This window comes from Pseudomonas sp. S37 (genome assembly GCF_016658545.1).
Lineage (GTDB): Bacteria > Pseudomonadota > Gammaproteobacteria > Pseudomonadales > Pseudomonadaceae > Aquipseudomonas.
The window spans coordinates 9,270-30,791 of record NZ_JACVZC010000073.1 but is presented as its reverse complement, the minus strand read 5'-3'; the positions used below and the strand labels follow the sequence as shown (position 1 = coordinate 30,791).

General features: G+C 67.1%; 1 protein-coding gene. It reads right to left on the bottom strand.

Features of this window, described 5'->3' with window-relative positions; genetic code table 11:
* Positions 1–21,444 (bottom strand): non-ribosomal peptide synthetase (locus IAE39_RS29740; protein ID WP_236548709.1); only part of this gene is annotated, 21,444 nt, incomplete at its 3' end.
* Positions 21,445–21,522 lie beyond the last annotated feature (78 nt).

Below are 21,522 nucleotides of genomic sequence, written 5' to 3'. Positions count from 1 at the left end.
CATGACCAGCCGTGCGCCGGTCTGCAACGGCCAGAGGAATTCCCACACCGACACATCAAAGCTGAACGGGGTCTTTTGCAGCACCACGTCATCCGCATCCAGCCTGTAGGTGCCCTGCATCCACAACAGCCGGTTGACTACCCCGGCATGCTCGTTCATCACGCCTTTCGGCAACCCGGTCGATCCCGAGGTGTAGATCACGTACGCCAGATGACGCGCTGTCAGCTCCGCCACCACAGGATTGGCGACAGGCAAATCGCCCCAGACCGACTGGTCCAGGTCAATGATATGACCGGCATCCGGAATGTGCCGGGTAGCCCCATGCACCAACACCCCCACCGGTGCGCTGTCACTCAGCATGTGCCGCACACGCTCAGCCGGGTAATCCGGGTCGACCGGCACATACGCACCGCCAGCCTTGAGAATGGCCAGCAAGCCCACCACCATCGACAGCCCACGTTCGACGCAGATCGCCACGCGATCATCCGGTTTCACGCCTAGCCCGATCAAATGATGCGCCAAGCGGTTGGCCTGTTCATTGAGCTGCCCGTAAGTCAGCTCGCCCTCTTCTGCCCGCACCGCCACGGCATCCGGCGTGCGAACTACTTGCGCCTCGATCATGCCGTGCAAGGTCTGTTCAAGGTTGTAGTCAGCGGCTGTGTCGTTGAAGTCGACCAGCACGCGCTGGCGTTCCTCAGCCTGCAGCACCGGCAACTGTTGTACCGGCAGCTGCGGTTGATGCTGCAGGGCCTCAACCATGGCCTGCAGCACCTGGTGCATCTGCCCGCAAACACGTGCGGCACCAATCTCGGCCGAGGTCATCGCCACCAGCCGGAAGCCCAGGCCGGTGTCGTCCACGTTCAGGCCCAGCGGATAGTTGCTGCGTTCCTGGCTTTCCAACGTGTCGATACCCGTCGTCGCCTGCTTCTGGCTGGCCGTGGCCTGGCTGCTGTGGCGGTAGTTGAGCATTGCGCTGAACAGCGGCTGCGGTGCGGCCACGCCGCTGCAGCGTTGGGCCAAGGCCAGCGAGGCATGCTCGTGGGCCAGCAGCGCGCTGAGGCGCTGATGGGTGGCACGGGCACCGTCGCGCAGGCTGACACCGGCCAGGTCGATGCGCAGTGGCAGGGTGTTGATGAACATACCCAGCGCCCGTTCGGCACCTTCACCACCTTGCAGGCGACCCAGCAGTACCGTGCCGAACACCACCTGCGCTTGGCCGCTGGCGGCGCCCAGCAAGCGCGCCCAGGCAAGGTGGAACAGGCTGGCGACGCTGATGCCCAGTTGGCGGGCCTGCAGACGCAGGCGTTGTGCCAGGGCTTCATCCAGCCACAACTGTGCTTCTTCGATGTCGCGGCCATCGCCTTGAACATCGCTGAGACCGAACGGCAAGGTCGGCTCGTCGATATCCGCCAACTGCTCGCGGAAGAACGTCTCGTGCTCGGCCTGGCTGATGCCCAGGCGCGCCTGAGCCACGTAGTTGCGGTATGGCACCGGGGCGTGGGTGGGCTCGGTGTTGCCCTGCAGGTAGCCGATCAGTTCCTCGGCGACCACTTCCATGGCGGTGTGGTCGAGGACGATGTGGTGGAACTGCAGGGTGGCTTCGATCGGGCCGTCGGCGTCGGTGTAGAGCAGGCGGAGCAGCGGGGCCTGGCTCAGGTTGAGGGCGGTGGTGGGTTCTTCGCGGGTGAATCCGCTCCCACACGGGCCTGTTACCACTGCAGGGACGGTGCGCAGGACGACCTGGACGGGTTGCGGCAGGCCTTCCCAGAGGATGGCGGTGCGCAGCACGTCGTGGCGGGCAATGACCTTGTCCAGCGCGGCGGCGAAGCTGGCCAGGTGCTCGCGGCTGGCGAAGGCGAAGCGCGATTGCAGGACGTAGGGGTCGTGCCCGGCCGCACTCAGGTGGTGATAGAGAATGCCCTCCTGCAACGGCGCCAGTGGGTAGATGTCCTGCACGTTGGCGGCGCCGCCCGGCACCTGGGCGACAATGCGCTCGATGGCGGCCTGCTCCAGCGCCACCAATGGCAGCATGGCCGGGGTGATCTGGCTGCAGCCGGCGGGGATCAGGTTGTCGGGCACCTGCACCTCGCGCACCTGGCCCAGGGTGGCGGCCAGGGCGGCGATGCTCGGTTGCCCGAACAGGGTGCGCACATCCACTTGCAACCCTTGCCGGCGCAGGCGTGCGGTCAGGTTGACCGCCAGCAGCGAGTGCCCGCCCAGCTCAAAGAAGTTGTCGTGGCGGCCCACGCGTTCAACCTGCAGCATGTCGGCCCACACCGCCGCCAGTGCGGTTTCGACTGCACCTTGCGGCGCCACGTAGGCCTGGCTGGCGAGCAATGCCGGGTCCGGGTCTGGCAAAGCCTTGCGGTCCAGCTTGCCATGCCGGGTCAGCGGCAATGCCTCCAGCCGGGTAAAGGCCAGCGGCACCAGGTGCGCCGGCAAGCTTGCCTGCAGGGCCTGGCGCAATGCCTCCGGCGCCACCGGCGCGGTGGCGGTGAACCACGCCAGCAGGCGTTCGCCCCGTACCAGTACCACCGCATCGGCAATACCCGGTTGGGCGGCCAGCACGTTCTCGATCTCGCCCAGTTCCACCCGCACACCGCGGATCTTCACCTGGTCATCGTTGCGGCCCAGGTAGTCCAGGGTGCCATCGGCATTCCAGCGCACCAGGTCGCCACTGCGGTACATCCGCGCCTGGGCCTGGCTGCTGAATGGGTCGGCCAGGAAGCGCTCTGCGCTCAGCGCGTCGCGGTTCAGGTAACCGCGGGCAACCCCGGCACCGCCGATGTACAACTCACCTGTCACGCCCACCGGCGCCGGTTGGTGCTGCTCGTCGAGCACATACACGCGGGTGTTGGCGATCGGCTTGCCGATGTGCAACCGGCCGCCAGGGCTCAGCAGCCCGGAGCTGGCCACCACCGTTGTTTCGGTCGGGCCATAGTTGTTGACCACGTTGAAGCCGGGGCCGTGTTCGAACTGGCGCAGGCGGTCACCGCCGACCAGCAGCGTGCGCAGGGTCGGGTGCTGGCGTTCGCGGCGCAGGGCCTGCTCGGCGACCGGGGTCGGCAGGAAGCTCACCGCCAGCGGTTGCTCCAGCCACCAGTCCAGCAATTCGTCGACGTGTTCACCGGCAACCTGCAGCGGCGGCAAGTGCAGCACCGCCCCTGCGCACAGCGCCGGCCAGACTTCCCAGGCCACCGCGTCGAAGCCGAACCCGGCCACGCTGCTGGTATGGCTGCCGGCGCCCAGGGCGAAGGCCTCGCAGTGCCAGTGCACCAGGTTGGCCAGGGTCGCATGCTCGACCATCACCCCCTTGGGCTGGCCGGTCGAGCCGGAGGTGTAGATCACGTAGGCCAGTTGCTGGTGGTCCAGCCCGGCCACCTGCGGGTTGCCCTCTGCCGCGCCTTGCCAGGCATCGCGGTCCAGCGCCACATAGTCTGCATCGCCCACCAGCGCCTGGGTGGCCGACTCGACCAGTATCAGCGCCGGCGCGCTGTCGGCCAGCAGGTAGGCGATACGGTCGGCCGGGTAAGCCGGGTCGACGGGTACATAGGCGGCGCCGGCCTTGAGTACCGCCAACAGGCCGATCTGGCGCTCCAGGCTGCGCGACAGGCACAGGGCAACGCGGTCGCCAACCTGCACGCCGCGTTCGATCAGGTAGTGGGCCAGGCGGTTGGCACTGCGGTTCAGCTCGCCATAGCTCAGCACCCGGCCGTCCTGTACCAGGGCGGCGGCCTGCGGTGTTCGGGCGGCCTGGGCTTCAATCAGGGCATGCACGGTCTGCCCGGTCGGGTAGTCGCGGCGGGTGTTATTGAAACTTTCCAGCAATTGCTGGCGTGCTGCCGGGTCCAGGATCGGCAGCGTGTTCACCGCTGCCTCTGGCGCCTGTGCCAGTGCCTGGGCCAGTTGCTGGAGTGCCTGGTGCATCCAGTGCGCCACCCGTTCGGCACCCACGCCTTGCTGGGCCAATACGCTCAAGGCAAAACCTTCGCCCAGGTCATCGACGCTTAGGGTGAGCGGATAGTTGCTGCGTTCCTCCCCGCCCAGCAGGCGCACGCCTTGCGCACCGCTCTCGGTACCTGTGGCGCTGCTGTGGCGATAGTTGAACAAGGCGCTGAACAGCGGCGCCGCTGCCGCCACACCGCTGCAGCGCTGGGCCAGGGCCAGCGACGCATGCTCGTGTGCCAGCAGCGCCGACAGCCGTTGGTGGGTCAGGCGTACCGCCTGCTGCACGGGCGTCGCCAGGTCGATGCGCAGTGGCAAGGTGTTGATGAACACGCCCAGCGCCCGGTCAGCCCCCTCACCGCCTTGCAGGCGGCCCATCAGCACCGTGCCGAACACCACGTCGGTGCGGTTGGCCAGCACGCCCAGTACCCGCGCCCAGGCCAGGTGCGCCAGGCTCGCGGCGCTGACGCCCAGTTGCCGGGCCTGCTCGCGCAGGCTGCGGGCCAGCGTGGCGTCTACGTTCAGGCGGGCTTCTTCGATGGCATGCCCTTCGCCTTGCACGTCGGCCAGGCCGAATGGCAGGGTCGGTTCGTCCAGGTCGCCGAGCATCTCGCGGAAGAACGCTTCATGGCCGGCATCGTCAGCCGCCAGGCGCGCCTGGGCCACGTAGGTGCGGTAGGGCACCGGGGCTGGCAGTTGCTCGCCCTGCCCCGCCATCAGCGCCTGCATTTCAGCGGCAATCACCTCCATGGCGGTATGGTCCAGGGCCAGGTGGTGGAACTGCAGGATCGCCACCACCCGCTGGTTAACCGGGTCGGCGGCATGCAGCAGGCGCAGCAACGGTGCGCAGGTAAGGTCCAGGCGTTGGTGGCGGGCGTCGTAGCGCGCCTGCAACGCATCGATCACGGCCTCGTCGCCAAGCCCTTCGACCGGCGTGACGGCCATTTGCGCCTTGCGCCAGACCACTTGCACCGCTTGCTCCAGGCCCTCGCTGACCACGGCGGTACGCAGGATGTCGTGGCGGTCGATGACCTGCTGCAGAGCACCAGCCCAGCGCTGCAGGTCGGCCAGGCTGTCGAATGCCAGGCGCGATTGCAGCAGGTACGGGTCGCCCTGTTCGGCGCTCAAGTGGTGATAGAGGATACCCTCCTGCAACGGCGCCAGGGGGTAGATTTCCTGCACGTTGGCCGCGCCGCCCGGCACGCTGGCAACGATACGGTCGATGCTGGCCTGGTCCAGCTCGATCAGGCTGAGCATGGCCGGGTTGATGGCCTTGGTATCTGCCGGCACCCGATTGGCCGGGACCTGCACCTCGCGGCCAGTGCCGATCGCCGCAGCCAGCGCAGCCAGGGTTGGCTGGGCGAACAGCACGCGCACGTCGGCACTGAGGCCGGCCTTGCGCATGCGCTCGACCAGGGTCACCGCCAGCAGCGAATGGCCGCCCAGTTCGAAGAAGTGATCGTGGCGGCCGACCTGCTCGACCTTGAGCACATCTGCCCAGATCGCGGCCAGGGCGGTTTCCACTTCACCTTGCGCCGCCGCGAAGGCGCGGCTGACCACGGCGTCGCTGCTCGGTTGCGGCAGCGCGCGGCGGTCGAGCTTGCCGTTGGCGGTCAATGGCAGTTCGGCCAGGTACACGTAGGCAGCCGGCAGCATGTAGTCCGGCAACTGGCCTTGCAGGTGGCTGTGCAGTTCGGAAAGTGCCGGTGCCGCCGTGTGCGCGGTGAAGTACGCCACCAGGCGCTTGTCGCCCGGGGTATCTTCACGCAGCACCACTGCAGTGTCGCGAATGCCGGCGCACTGCCCCAGGCATGCCTCGATTTCCCCCAGTTCGATGCGGAAGCCGCGCAGCTTGACCTGCTGGTCGGCACGCCCCAGGTAGCGCAGCGTGCCGTCAGCCTGCCAGCTGGCCAGGTCGCCGCTGCGGTACATGCGGGCACCCGGCTGGCGGCTGAACGGGTCGTGGAGGAAGCGTTCGGCGGTGAGTGCCGGCTGGCCAAGGTAACCCAGGGCCACGCCATCGCCACCGATGTACAACTCACCCACGGCACCTACCGGCAGCGGCTGCTGGCGGGCATCGAGCACATAGCAGCGGCCGTTGCCGATCGGCTTGCCAATCGGGATGCTGCCCTCGCCTGCAGCAGTAATTGCATAGGTGGTGCTGAAGGTGGTGGCTTCGGTCGGGCCGTAGCCGTTGAGCAAGTGCTGCGGCGCACCGTTGCGCAGTACCCGGGCGACTACCGCCGGGTCCAGCACGTCGCCGCCCACCATCAGGTAGCGCAGTTTGGCGAAGGCTGGCAGCAAGGCTTCGGCAAACTGGTGGAACAGCCCTGCCGTCAGCCAGAGCACACTCACGCCCTGCGCCAGCAGCACATCACGCAATGCTTCGCGCGACAGCACCTGTTGCTGGTCGATGACCACCACACAAGCGCCGTTGAGCAAAGGCGCCCAGACCTCCAGGGTACTGGCGTCGAACGCCGGGTTGGAGGCAAAGGCGAAGCGGTCCTCGCGGGTGAAATCGGCAAAACCGTTATTGATCACCAGGCGCACGATTGCCCGGTGTGGCACTTGCACGCCTTTCGGGGTGCCGGTGGAGCCTGAGGTGTACATGATGTAGGCCGCGCTTTCGGCGTTAACCGCCAGGTTCAGCGCGTGGCTTGGGTAGGCGGCCAGGTCGCAGCAGTCCAACTCGACCCGCTTGGCCTGACCAGGCTGCGCTTCGCTGGCGAGCGTGAGCAGCAGCTGGGCCTGGCTGTCGTTGACCATGAACGCCTGGCGTTCGACAGGCGCATTGCTGTCCAGCGGCACAAATACCGCCGCGCATTTGCTGACGGCCAATTGCGCAGCCAGCAGTTCGAAGCTGCGCGGCAGCAACAAGGCAACGCGATCACCGGGCTTCACGCCCAGCCCCAGCAGGTGGTGAGCCAGGCGGTTGGCGTGCTGCTCCAGTTGCAGGTAAGTCCACTCACGCGTCCCGTGCACCACGGCGGTCGCCTGCGGGGTGAGCGCGGCGTGGGCACCGACCAGCCGGTGCAGCGCATGGTCCCGCGGGTAGTCGCGGCGGGTGGCGTTGAAGCCTTGCAGCACCAGTTCACGCTCGCTCGGCGCCAGTTGGCTAAGGGCATGCAGCGGCGTGGACGGAGCACGTTGCAGGGCATCGGCCAGTTGTTCCAGGGCTGTAGCAAGCAGGCGGCACACCTGCCCACCGTCGACTTGTGCCAACGCCTGAACGGTCAGGACAAAGCCATCACCCAGGTCGTCGACATTGACCACCAGTGGGTAGTTGCTGCGCTCATGGGCTGCCACCTGCTCGATGCCCTGCCAGGCCTGGCGCAATTCGGCCTTGGCCGGTGCGCTGTGCCGGTAGTTGAGCAGGCTGGTGAACAGCGCCTGGGTCGCCGGCACGCCACTGCACCGCTGGGCCAGGGCCAGCGAGGCTTGCTCGTGGGCCAGCAGCCGCGCCAGGCGCTGGTGGGTCAGCCGTACGCCATCGGCGGCGGCAGCCGCGCTGACACTGACGCGCAATGGCAAGGTGTTGATGAACATCCCCAGCGCCCGCTCGGCACCCTCGCCGCCCTGCAGGCGACCGAGTAGCACGGTACCGAACACCACCTCCTCGCGCCCGGACAACTGGGCCAGCACCTGCGCCCAGGCCTGGTGCACCAGGCTGGCGACACTCACGCCCAGTTGCCGTGCCTGCTCGCGCAGCCGGCCAGACAGCTCGGCATCCAGGGCCTGGCGGCTGTCGTAGACCTCGCTGGCATCGCCTTGTGCATCGTGCAACCCGAACACGACAGTCGGTTCGTCGATGTCACCCAGCAGCTCGCGGAACAGGGCTTCGTCGGCCTGGGTATCGGCGCCCAGGCGGGCCTGGGCCACGTAATTGCGGTAAGGCACGCTGGCCTCGTGCAGTGGCTGGCCTTGCAGCACGGCGGTGATTTCGGCCACCAGCTGCTCGACCGCGGCGTGGTCGAGGATGATGTGGTGGATCAGCAACGTGGCTTGCAGGCCATTGTCGGTTTGCGCAGGCAGCAGACGGATCAGCGGGGCCTGGTTCAGGTCGATTGCGCCGTGGGGTTGTTCGCTGTGCAAGGCGGCGCCAACAGATGGCGTGGTGCGCCATACCACTTGCACCGGCTCATCGAGGGTTTGCCAATGGATGCTGGTGCGCAGGATGTCATGGCGGGCTATGACCTGGTCGAGCGCGGCGGCAAAGGCGTCCAGCTCGGCCTGGCCGGGGAAGGCAAAGCGCGCCTGCAACACGTACGGGTCGGCGCCCTCGCTGGCCAGGTGGTGGTAGAGAATGCCCTGCTGCAGCGGGGCTAGGCCGTAGATGTCCTGGATATTCGCGGTGCCGCCCGGGACCTGCGCTACCACGGTGTCGATGGCAGCTTGCGAAAGGTCGGCCAGCGGCAGCATGGCCGGGGTGATGTGCGTGGCGCCTGGCGCTATGAGGTTGGCCGGCACCACGACCCGGGTTTCCCCGCCCAGCGCAGCGGCCAGCGCGGCCAGGGTCGGCTGGCCGAACAGCACGCGGATATCGGCATGCAGGCCGTGTTCACGCAGGCGTGCCGTGAGGGTGACCGCCAGCAGCGAGTGGCCACCGAGTTCGAAGAAGTTGTCGTGGCGCCCTACCCGCTCCACGCCCAGCAGGTCGGCCCAGAGGGTTGCGAGCAGGTGTTCGGTTTCGCCTTGTGGGGCCTCGAATGGGCGGTCTTGCAGTACGCCAGGTTCTGGCAGCGCCTTGCGGTCGAGCTTGCCGTTGGGGCTGAGTGGCAGCGCCTCGAGGTGCATGAACTGCGCCGGGACCATGAACTCGGGCAGGTGGGCAAGCAGCGCTGTGCGCAAGGTTTCCACCAGTTGTGGCTCACCGGTGTAGTAGGCGATCAGGCGTTGATCCTTGGTGAGTACCACCGCTTCCTTGATGCCGGTAATGGCGGTGAGGCCGGCCTGGATCTCGCCGAGTTCGACGCGCAGGCCGCGCAGCTTGACCTGGTCGTCGTTGCGGCCGAGGTATTCGATGTTGCCGTCGGCCAGGTGGCGGGCCAGGTCGCCGGTGCGGTACAGGCGTGCGCCGGGGGTGAACGGGTCGTCGAGGAAGCGTTCAGCGGTGAGTTCGGCGCGGTTGAGGTAGCCGCGGGCGACCTGGACGCCGCCGATGTACAGCTCGCCGGCGACGCCTTGTGGGACGGGTTGGCGCTGGTCGTCGAGGATGTACAGGGTGGTGTTGGCGATGGGTTTGCCGATCGGGGTGTTGTCGGGGGCGGTGAGGCAGTGCCAGGCGCTGACGTCTACGGCGGCTTCGGTGGGGCCGTAGAGGTTGTGCAGTTCCACTGTCGGAAGCTGGGCATGGAAACGCCGTACCAAGCTCCCCGGCAGCGCCTCGCCCGAGCAGATCACGCGCACCATTTTTGCAAACGGTACACTTTTCGGGGTATGCGCGGTCCCTGTGGGAGCGGGTTTACCCGCGAAGAATTCAACACAGTGTATGGCACCGGCTTCGCCGGTGTTCGCGGGTGAACCCGCTCCCACAGTGCCCACAGGGTCCGCAGGGTCCGCAGGGTCCACAGGGTCCACAGGGTCCACAGGGATCGTGGTGGGGCCAGAGGAAAGGAACACATCCAGCATCGAGGGGACGAAATGCAGGGTGGTGACGTTTTCCCGCACGATCACCTCGCGCAGGTATTCGGGGTCACGGTGCCCGCCAGGGCGGGCCATGACCAGCCTTGCGCCGATCTGCAACGGCCAGAGGAACTCCCACACCGATACGTCGAAGCTGAACGGGGTCTTCTGCAGCACCACGTCATCCGCATCCAGCCCATAAGCGTCCTGCATCCACAACAGCCGGTTGACCACCCCGGCATGCTCGTTCATTACACCTTTCGGCAAACCGGTCGAGCCCGAGGTGTAGATCACGTACGCCAGGTGACGCGGGGTCAACGCGCCAATGACCGGATTACCTGAAGGCAAGTCGCCCCAGATCGGCAAATCCAGGTCAATCAGCAATCCGGCTTCCGGCACATGCCGGGTCGCCCCATGCACCAGCACCGCCGTCGGCGCGCTGTCACTGAGCATGTGCCGCACACGCTCAGCCGGGTAATCCGGGTCGACCGGCACATAGGCGCCACCGGCCTTGAGAATGGCCAGCAAGCCCACCACCATCGACAGCCCACGCTCGACGCAGATCGCCACGCGATCATCCGGTCTCACGCCTAGTCCGATCAAATGATGTGCCAGGCGGTTGGCTTGTTCATTGAGCTGTCCGTAAGTCAGCTCGCCCTCTTCAGCCCGCACCGCCACGGCATCCGGTGTACGTACCACCTGCGCCTCGATCATACCGTGCAAGGTCTGTTCAAGGTTGTAGTCAGCGGCTGTGTCGTTGAAGTCGACCAGCACGCGCTGGCGTTCCTCAGCCTGCAGCACCGGCAACTGTTGTACCGGCAGCTGCGGTTGATGCTGCAGGGCCTCGACCATGGCCTGCAGCACCTGGTGCATCTGCCCGCAAACACGTGCGGCACCGATCTCGGCCGAGGTCATGGCGACCAGGCGGAAGCCTTCTCCCAGGTCATCCACGTTCAGGCTTAACGGGTAGTTGGTACGTTCCTGCCCTTCCAGTACCTCGATACCCTCCCAGCCTTGACGCTGCGCGGCACCCGGCTCGGCGCCATGGCGGTAGTTGAGCATGGCGCTGAACAGCGGCAACGGTGCGGCCACGCCACTGCAACGCTGGGCCAGGGCCAGTGAGGCGTGCTCGTGGGCCAGCAGTGCGCTCAGCCGCTGGTGCACGGCCTGGGCCGCACTGCGCAGGCCGACATCGGCCAGATCGACGCGCAGGGGCAAGGTGTTGATGAACATGCCCAATGCCCGCTCGGCACCCTCGCCGCCCTGCAGACGGCCCAGCAACACGGTACCGAACACCACGCTTTGCCGGCCGCTGGCCGCCGCCAGCACGCGTGCCCAGGCCAGGTGGAACAGGCTGGCGACACTGATGCCCAGCTGGCGGGCCTGTTGGCGCAGGCCGGCGGCCAGTTCAGGCGAGACGGCTGATTTGGCTTCCTGCATGTCGCGGCCGTCGCCTTGCACGTCACTGAGGCCGAACGGCAAGGTTGGTTCGTCGATATCGGCCAGTTGCGTGCGGAAGAAGGCCTCGTGTGCGGCCTGGCTGATGCCCAGGCGGGCCTGGGCCACGTAGTTGCGGTATGGCACGGGTACATGGGTTGGGGCCGGGGCGCCTTGCAGGTGGGCAGTCAGCTCTTCGCCGACCACTTCCAGGGCGGTGTGGTCGAGGACGATGTGGTGGAACTGCAGGGTGGCTTCGATCGGGCCGTCGGCGTCGGTGTAGAGCAGGCAGAGCAGCGGGGCCTGGTTCAGGTTTAGGGCGGCGGTGGGTTCTTCGCGGGTGAACCCGCTCCTACAAGGGGCCGTGACAATCGGGGGGACTTTGCGCAGGACGACCTGGACGGGTTGCGGCAGGCCTTCCCAGAGGATGGCGGTGCGCAGCACGTCGTGGCGGGTGATGACCTTGTCCAGCGCAGCGGCGAAAGCGTGCAGGCGCTCGCGGCTGGCGAAGCGCAGCCTGGAGAACAACACGTAGGGGTCGTGCTCGGCGCTCAGGTGGTGATAGAGGATGCCTTCCTGCAGCGGCGCCAGCGGGTAGATGTCCTGCACGTTGGCAGCACCACCCGGTACCTGGGCGACGATGCGTTCGATGGCAGGCGGGTCGAGGTCGATCAGGCTGAGCAGCGCTGGGGTGATATGCGTGCAACCTGGCGGAATGCGGTTCTCGGGTACCTCCACCTGCTGGTCGGCGCCGAGGGTGGCGGCCAGCGCGGCAATGGTCGGCTGGCCGAACAGGGTGCGTACATCGACCTGCAGGCCCTCCAGGCGCAGGCGTGCGGTCAGGCTGACGGCCAGCAAGGAGTGGCCGCCGAGTTCGAAGAAGTTGTCGTGTCGACCGATCGGGTCAACCCCCAGCAGCTCGCTCCATAGCCGGGCCAGCAAGGTTTCAGTGGTGCCTGCCGGTGCTTCGTAGGGCCGCCCGTGCAGGGCTCCGTCGGGTGCTGGCAAGGCTTTGCGGTCGAGTTTGCCGTTCGGGGTGAGTGGCAACTGGTCCAGGTGGATGTACAGGGCCGGCACCATGTATTCCGGCAGCTGTGTCAGCAATGCCTGGCGCAGGCTATCTGCCGGCTGCGACGTACCGGTGTAATAGGCAACCAGGCGTGCGTCATCGACCGCGAGCACAACGGCGTCGCGCACCCCCGCGACACGGCCCAGGCAGGCTTCGATTTCGCCCGGCTCGATACGCAGGCCACGCAGCTTGATCTGCTGGTCGGTACGGCCAAGGAACATCAGGTTGCCGTGCGGGTCCAGGCGCACCAGGTCACCACTGCGGTACAGGCGGTCACCGGTGACGAAGGGGCTGGCAATGAAGCGTTCGGCCTGCTGCTCAGGCAGGCCGAGGTAGCCACGCGTCACGCCCGCGCCGCCGATGTGCAACTGCCCGGCTACGCCCCACGGTACCAGCTGGTCGTCGCTGTCCAGCACGTAGAGCCGGGTGTTGTCGATGGCCTGGCCGATGGGCAATGCGCCTTGCGGCAGTGCGGCACCCGGCTGCAGCGTCCATACGCTGCAATCCACCGTGGTCTCGGTGGGGCCGTAGACGTTGTGCAGGCGTACCTGCGGCAAGCGCTGGCGCACCTGGGCCGCCAGCGCTGCGCTCAGCTCGCCACCGCCGCAGACAATGTCGGTCAGGCTGTTGCAGTGGCGGCTCTCGGCTTGCTCGATGAACTGCTGGAGCAAGGCTGGGACGAACTGCACCACCCCCACTCGCTGCGCCTGGATCAGCTGCGCCAGGTAGGCCGGATCGCGCTGGCCGTCTGGCCGTGCCAGCACCAGGCGCAAACCGCTGCACAGGGGCCAGAACAGCTCCCAGACCGAGGCATCGAAACTGACCGGGGTCTTGTGCAGCACGCCACCGGCGCCTGCAGCCGGGCACAGGCGCTGGCTCCAGTGCACCAGGTTGACCACGTTGCGGTGCTCGACCATCACGCCCTTGGGCACGCCGGTAGAGCCTGAGGTGTAGATCACATAGGCCAGGTGCTGTGCGCCGAGCCCGGCGATACGCGGGTTGCTGATCGGTTGCTGCTGCCAGCACGGTTGGTCCAGGTCAATCAGTGGCCGTTGCGTGGCCCCCACTACCTCACGGGTGGCGCCGTGCACCAGCACGGCCAGCGGCGCGCTGTCGGCCAGCATGTGGCGGATGCGCTCGGCCGGGTAGCCTGGGTCAACCGGTACATAGGCAGCGCCGGCCTTGAGGATGGCCAGCAGACCAATCACCATGCTTAACCCACGTTCGACGCAGATCGCCACCCGGTCATCGGGTTTAACCCCAAGGCTGATCAGGTGGTGCGCCAGGCGGTTGGCCTGTTCATCAAGTTGGCGATAGCTCAGCTCGCCGTCTTCGGCCACCAGCGCGATGGCATCGGGCGACTGGCGCACCTGCGCCTCGAACAGGCTGTGAAGGGGTTGCTCAAGGTCATGGGGTTGCGGCTCACGTTGGTTCAGCAGCTGTTCGCGCTCCAGCGGCGTCAGCACCGAGAGCTGCTGCAACGGCAAACCGGGCTGATGCTCCAGCGCGTCCAGCAGGCCGATCAGCACCTGCTGCAATTGCTCGCAGATGCGCTGGGCACCCACTTGCGCGGTGACCTGCGCGCTAATGCGCAGCCCATCGCCCAGGTCATCGACGTTAACGCTGATCGGGTAATTGCCATGCCCGCGCGCAGGCAACACTTCGATACCTTCCAGGGCTTGCTCACGCGCCTGCTGCTCGCTGGCGGTGGCGCCGTGGCGATAGTTGAGCATGGCGCTGAACAGCGGCGCCGGTGCTGCCACGCCACTGCAACGCTGGGCCAAGGCCAGCGACGCGTGCTCATGCACCAGCAGCGCAGCCAGCTGCTGATGGGCCTGGCGCACCCCTTCGCGTACGTCCAGCCCGTGCAGGTCAAGGCGCAGGGGCAAGGTGTTGATGAACATGCCCAGGCCACGGTCGGCACCGGCCCCGCCTTGCAGGCGCCCCAGCAGGACCGTGCCGAAGACCACGCTGGACTTGCCACTGGTAGCGGAAACCAGCCGTGCCCAGGCCAGGTGCAGCAAGCTTGCGGCGCTTACGCCCAGTTGCTGGGCCTGGCCTCGCAGGCGCTGGTACTGGCTGGGTTGCAGGGTGACGCTGGCCAGCTCGAACTGGCTGGCTTGCAGTTGCAGGTCGGCCAGGCCATAGGGCAAGGTCGCTTCGTCGATATCGGCGAGCTGTGCACGGAAGAAGGCTTCGTGTTCGGCTTCGCTGATGGCCAGGCGGGCCTGGGCCACGTAGTTGCGGTAGGGCACTGGGGCTTGTGCCGGTTGCAGGCCTTGCAGGTGGTCGCGGATTTCGGCCAGCACCGCTTTCATGGCGGTGTGGTCGAGGATGATGTGGTGGAATTGCAGGGTGGCTTCGATGGGGCCATCTGCTTTGCTGTAGAGCAGGCGGATCAGCGGGGCTTTGCTCAGGTCGAGGACGGCGGTGGATTCTTCGCGGGTGAACCCGCTCCCACAGGGTCCTGTGGCAACCTGAGGTATGGCAACCGGAGGGACTTGGCGCAGGACTACCTGGACGGGTTGCGGCAGGCCGTCCCAGAGGATGGCGGTGCGCAGCACGTCGTGGCGGGCGATGACCTGGTCGAGGGCGCCGGCAAAGGCGTGCAGGCGGGCCTGGCTGTCGAACACGATGGGCCATTGCAGCAGGTAGGGGTCTTCACCGGCCGCGCTCAGGTGGTGGTAGAGAATGCCTTCCTGCAGCGGTGCCAGCGGGTAGATGTCCTGCACGTTGGCGGCGCCGCCGGGCACCGTTGCGACAATGCGCTCGATTACTGCCTGGTCCAGTGCCAGCAGCGGCAGCATGTCGGCGGTGATGTGTGTGCAACCGGGCGGAATACGGTTTTCCGGCACGCTCAGTTGCCGGCCTTGGCCCATGGCGGCAGCCAGGGAAGCTACCGTCGGCTGGCCGAACAGTACGCGCACATCTGTCGGCAAGCCTTGTTGACGCAGGCGCTCGATCAGGCTCACTGCCAGCAGCGAGTGGCCGCCCAGCTCGAAGAAGTTGTCGTGGCGCCCTACCCGGTCCACACCCAGTACCTCGGCCCACACCACTGCCATGGCGGCTTCGGTCTCGCCTTCAGGTGCCTCATAGCCGTGACCGACCAGGTCGGTGGTGTGCGGCTCCGGCAGCGCGCGGCGGTCCAGCTTGCCGTGGCTGGTCAGCGGCAGTTCATCCAGGCGAATGAAGGCTTGCGGCACCATGTGCGCCGGCAGGCAGGCCTGCAGCGCCTGGCGCAGGCCCTCGACCGCTACCGGTGCGCTTTCGCTGAACCAGGCCAGCAGGCGCTCGCCGCGCACCAGCACCACGGCATCGCGGATGCCTGCCTGGGCAGCCAGGGCTGCTTCGATCTCACCCAGTTCCACACGCACACCGCGGACCTTCACCTGGTCATCGTTGCGGCCCAGGTAGTCCAGTGTCCCGTCCGGGTTCCAGCGTACCAGGTCGCCACTGCGGTACATGCGCGCGCCTGGCAGGCGGCTGAACGGGTCGGCAAGGAACCGCTGCTCGGTCAGTTCAGGGCGATTGAAGTAGCCGCGCGCCACCTGCGCGCCGCCAATGTACAGCTCGCCGGTAACGCCGACCGGCACCGGTTGGTGGCGCTCATCCAACACATAAACGCGGGTGTTGGCGATCGGCTTGCCAATGTGCAACGCCGCGCCCGGGTGCAGTACGCCCGAGGTGGCGACCACGGTGGTTTCGGTGGGGCCGTAGTTGTTGACCAGGGCAAAACCCGGATCGCGGTCGAACTGGCGCAGACGGTCGCCACCCACCAGCAAGGTGCGCAGGGTCGGGTGCTGTGTTGGGCGGCGCAACGCCTGTTCGGCCACCGGCGTGGGCAGGAAGCTGACCGCCAATGGCTGCTCCAGCCACCAGTCCAGCAGTTCCTCGACGTGCTCGTTACCGATGTGCGCAGGCGGCAAGTGCAGTGTGGCCCCGGCACACAAGGCCGGCCAGACCTCCCAGGCCATGGCGTCGAAACCGAAGCCGGCCACGCTTGACGTGCGCGTACCCGCCTTCAGGGCGAACGCCTGGCAATGCCAGTGCACCAGGTTGGCCAGGGTGTGGTGTTCGACCATCACCCCTTTGGGTTGGCCAGTGGAGCCAGAGGTGTACACCAGGTAGGCCAGTTGGTGCGCATCCAGGCCTGGCACCTGGGGGTTGTCGGCCAGGCTGAGGAAGGACTCTGGCGAATCCAGGTCGAGCCGTGGGATATCAGCGGGCAGCCCGAGGACCTGCGCGTCGGCCAACACCAACCGCGGGGCACTGTCGGCCAGCAGGTAGGCGATGCGCTCGGCCGGGTACGTCGGGTCTACCGGTACATAGGCGGCGCCGGCCTTGAGCACGGCCAGCAGGCCGATGATGCGTTCGCAGTGGCGGCCAACGCACAAGGCCACGCGATCGCCGCACTGTACGCCCTCGGCGATCAGGCGGTGCGCCAGCTGGTTGGCGCGGCGGTTGAGTTCGGCGTAACTGAGCGCCTGGTCGCCCTGGCTTACCGCGCTGGCGTCCGGTGTGCTGGCCGCTTGGGCTTCGAACAGGGCGTGTACGGTGTGCCCCTGCGGGTAAGCCTGGGCGGTGGCGTTAAAGCTGCCGATCAGTTGCTGATGGGCCTGTTCACCGAGGATCGACAGGCTGTCCAGCGTAGTGGCCGGGCCTTGTTCCAGCGCCTGGACCAGTTGCGCGACGGCGTTGGCCATCCATTCGGCCACCCGTGCGGCGCCTATGCCGGGCACGGCCAGCACGCTGAAGGTAAAGCCGCTGCCCAGGTCGTTGACGCTGAGGGTCAGGGGGTAGTTGCTGCGCTCTTCGCCGCCCAGCAGGCGCACACCCTCCCAGATGCCCTCGCCTTCACGCGGCGCATCGTCGGCGCTGTGCCGGTAATTGAGCAAAGCGCTGAACAACGGTGCCGAGGCAGGCACACCGCTGCAGCGCTGGGCCAGCGCCAACGGCGCGTGCTCGTGGGCCAGCAGCGCCGACAGGCTGCGGTGCGTGGCGCGCACGGCAGCCTGTACCTGCGCGGTCGTGTCGACCCGCAGCGGCAACGTGTTGATGAACATGCCCAGGGCGCGGTCGGCACCTTCGCCGCCTTGCAGGCGGCCCATCAGCACCGTACCGAACACCACATCATTGCGGTTGGCCAACACGCCGAGCACGCGGGCCCAGGCCAGGTGCATCAGGCTGGCGGCACTGACGCCCAGTTGCCGGGCCTGGCTGCGCAGCCGCTGTGCCAGCGGCTCGTCCAGCGCTTGCGTTGCGCCCTGGATGTCACGGCCATCGCCTTGCACGTCACTATGGCCCAGCGGCAAGGTCGGCTCATCGACATCGGCAAGCATTTCCCGGAAGAACGCCTCATGCCCGCCTTGGTCACCAAGGCAGGCCTGGGCCACATAATTGCGGTACGGCACGGCGGCCGGCAGGGTGTGACCCTGGCCAAACAACAGCGCGCGCATTTCTCGGGCGACCACGTCCATGGCGGTATGGTCGAGGGTGAGGTGATGGAACAACAGGATCGCCACCACCTGGTGGTTGGCCGGGTCGAGGCTGTAGTACAGCCGGGTCAGCGGTGCCTGGCCCAGGTCCATGCGGTGATGGCGGGCGTCGAAGCGCGCATGCAGTTGCTCGATGCGGGCCACGCCGGCCTGCTCGGGCAAATCATCGATTTCGCCCACGTACAGCTCAGCCTTGCGCCACACCACTTGCAGCGGCTGTGGCAGGCCCTGCCAAAGTACGGCAGTACGCAGGATGTCGTGACGGTCGATCACCTGTTGCAGGGCCCCGGCCCAGGCCAACAGGCGTTCGACGCTGTCGAAGGCCAGCCGGGTTTGCAGCAGGTACGGGTCGCCATGCTCGGCACTGAGGTGGTGGTAGAGCACCCCTTGTTGCAGCGGCGCCAGCGGGTAGATTTCCTGCACGTTGGCGGCGCCGCCTGGCACGTTGGCAACGACCTGGTCGATGACCGCCTGGTCCAGCTGGACCAGGCTGAGCATGTCCGGTGTGATGCGCTCGGCACCCAGCGGCACCCGGTTGGCCGGCACTTCGACTTCCTGCCCGGCCCCCACCACGGCGGCCAGCGCTGCCAGCGTCGGCTGGGCGAACAAGACCCGCACATCGATGACCAGCTCGGCCTTGCGCAGGCGTTCGACCAGGGTCACGGCCAGCAGTGAATGGCCGCCGAGTTCAAAGAAGTTGTCGTGTCGCCCTACCCGCTCCACGCCCAACACTTCGGCCCAGACCTGCGCCATGGCCGTTTCGGTGGTGCCTTGCGGTGCCTCGTACTGCTGGCCGAACAGTTCGCCAGCGCCTGGATCCGGCAGCGCACGGCGGTCCAGTTTGCCGTGGCTGGTCAGCGGCAATTCGTCCAGGCGCGTGAACGCCAATGGCAGCATATGCGCCGGCAGGCTGGCCTGCAGCGCCTCGCGCAGGGCCTGTGGGTCGAGCGGCGTGGTCTGGGTGTACCAGGCCAACAGCCGTTCGCCACGTACCAGCACCACGGCATCGGCGATGCCCGGTTGCGCAGTGAGGGCGGCTTCGATTTCACCCAGCTCTACCCGTACGCCACGGATCTTCACCTGGTCATCGTTGCGGCCCAGGTAATCGAGGGTGCCGTCGCTGTTCCAGCGCACCAGGTCACCGCTGCGGTACATGCGGGCATTGGCCTGTGCGCTGAACGGGTCGCGCAGGAAGCGCTCTTCGGTCAGCACCGGGCGGTTGAAATAGCCGCGTGCCACTTGCGCCCCGCCAATGAACAGCTCGCCGGTAACCCCGACCGGCACCGGTAGCAGGCCTTCGTCCAGCACGTAGACCCGGGTATTGGCGATCGGCCGGCCGATGTGCAGGGCGCCACCGGGGGTGATCTGCCCCGAGGTTGCCACTACCGTGGTCTCGGTCGGGCCGTAGTTGTTGACCACGGCAAAGCCTGGGTCGCGGTCGAACTGGCGCAGGCGGTCGCCGCCGACCAGCAGGGTGCGCAAGGTCGGGTGCTGGTGTTCGCGACGCAGTGCCTGTTCGGCCACCGGGGTGGGCAGGAAGCTGACCGTCAGCGGCTGTTGCAGCCACCAGTCGAGCAGCTCGTCGACATGTTCATTGCCAATGTGCGCCGGTGGCAGGTGCAAGGTGGCCCCGGCGCTCAGGCTTGGCCACACTTCCCAGGCCATGGCGTCAAAGCCGAAGCCCGCGACGCTCGAAACATGCGCTGCGCTGTCCACGGCAAAGGCCTGGCAGTGCCAGTGCACCAGGTTGGCCAGGGTGTGATGCTCGATCATCACGCCCTTGGGTTGCCCGGTGGACCCGGAGGTGTACACCAGGTAGGCCAGTTGCTGTGCATCCAGCCCAGGCAGCTGCGGGTTGCTGTCGTTGGCGGCATAGGCGTCGGGCTGGTCCAGGTCCAGTCGCGGCAACTCGGCTGGCAAACCTTCGATGCCCGTTTCGGCCAGAACCAGCGCAGGGGCGCTGTCGCTCAACAGGTAGGCAATGCGTTCGGCCGGGTAGCCTGGGTCTATCGGTACGTAGGCGGCCCCGGCCTTTAGCACGCCCAGCAAGCCGACCAGCCGCTGGCCGTTGCGCGGCAGGCACAGGGCCACCCGGTCACCCAGCTGCACGCCACGCGCGAGCAACTGGTGGGCCAGCTGGTTGGCCTGGCGATTCAGCTCGCCATAGCTCAGCGCCTGGCCGCCCTGCAGCACGGCCAGCACGTCAGGTGCACGTGCAGCCTGGGCCTCGACCAGTGCATGCACGGTCTGCCCCTGCGGGTAATGCCGGGTGCTGTCGTTGAACTGCTGCAGGACTTGTTCACGCTCGGCCGGCGGCAGTACTGCCAGTGCCTGCAACGGCGTGTCGGGCGCCTGCTCCAGGGCATCGACCAGGCTGGCCAGCACCTGCTCGAACTGCCCGCACAGGCGCGGCGCATGCCATTCCGGCAGGCTCTGCACGGTCAGGCGCAGGTCGTCACCGAGGTCGTCGACGCTGACCGTCAGCGGGTAATCGGTGCGTTCCTCGGCGCCGACGATATCGATGCCGGGGGCCACGGGGATGATTTCAGCGGCGTCACCGGCATCGCTGTGGCGGTAGTTGAGCATGCTGTTGAACAGCGGCGCCGGCGCTACCACGCCGCTGCAACGCTGGGCCAGGGCCAGCGATGCCTGCTCATGGCCGAGCAAGGCGCTGAGCCGACGGTGGGTGGCCAGCAACCCGTCGCGCACACTGTGCTGGCCCAGGTCGATGCGCAGCGGCAAGGTGTTGATGAACATGCCCAGCGCCTGCTCGCCACCGTCCCCTGTGGTCATGCGCCCCAGCAGGACGCTGCCGAACACCACGGCCTGGCGCGCCGAAAGTTGCCCGATCAGCCGGGCAAAACCCAGGTGCAGCACGCTGGCCGGGCTGACCCCTAGCTGCCGGGCCTGTTGGCGCAGGCGCTGGCTGAGCGCCGCTGGTAGGGTCAGGCGAGCCTGCTGCAGGGGCTGGTCGGCCTTGTCCTGTTGGCCGAAGGCAAGCGTAGGCTCATCGATATCGGCCAGCATCTCGCCGAAGAAGCGTTCGTGGGCCTGTTCGTCGAGGGCCTGGCGGGCGGCCGCCAGCACATTGCGAAACGGCATGGGTGCCGGCAGCTGTGCGCTGGTGCCGGCAAGGTGTGCCTGGATTTCGCGGCGCACGATGTCCAGCGCGGTGTGGTCCATGATCACGTGGTGGAACATCAACAGCGCAACCCACTCATCACCCTCGCCCTGCGCATGCATCAGCTGCATCAGTGGTGCCTGGCGCAGGTCGAGGCGGTAATGGCGCGGGTCGAAGCGCTGGCACAGGCCGGCCAGGGCGCTGCTGCCAGTCAGCGGCAAGGCTTCGCGCACCAGTGCCGCTTCGCGCCACACCACTTGTACCGGGGCATCCAGGTATTCCCAGTGCAGGGCAGTGCGCAGGATGTCATGGCGCTGGATGACCCATTGCAGCGCCTGGGCAAAAGCCTCCAGGTGGGCCTTGCTGGCAAAGCGCAGCTGCACCTGCGACAGGTATGGGTCGCCATCGCTGGCGGACAGGTGGTGGTAAAGCATGCCCTGCTGCAACGGTGCCAAGGGGTAGATGTCCTGCACGTTGGCAGCACCGCCCGGTACGCTGTCGACGATGCGGTCGATGGCAGCCTGGTCCAGCGCTACCAGGGGCAGCATGTCGGGGGTGATGCGAAAGGCCGGGCTGAGCCAGTCGTCATCCTGCGCGGCGAGCATCTCCAGCAAGGCCGGCTTGTGCCGTGACAGCGCCTCCCACAAAGGGTCGTCCAGGGTTTCTTCGTCACCGAGGACGATCAGGTCCTGGTCTTCACGCTGGAGTCGGATTGCACGGGTGGAAAGAGCAGCCATCAATTCGCTGAAGTGCATCGGTAAGCATCCTGCTTTGCCTGGAAATAGGGATGGTGGACACGCTAATGGATCGTGACCGGGCGGTCTGACATGGGA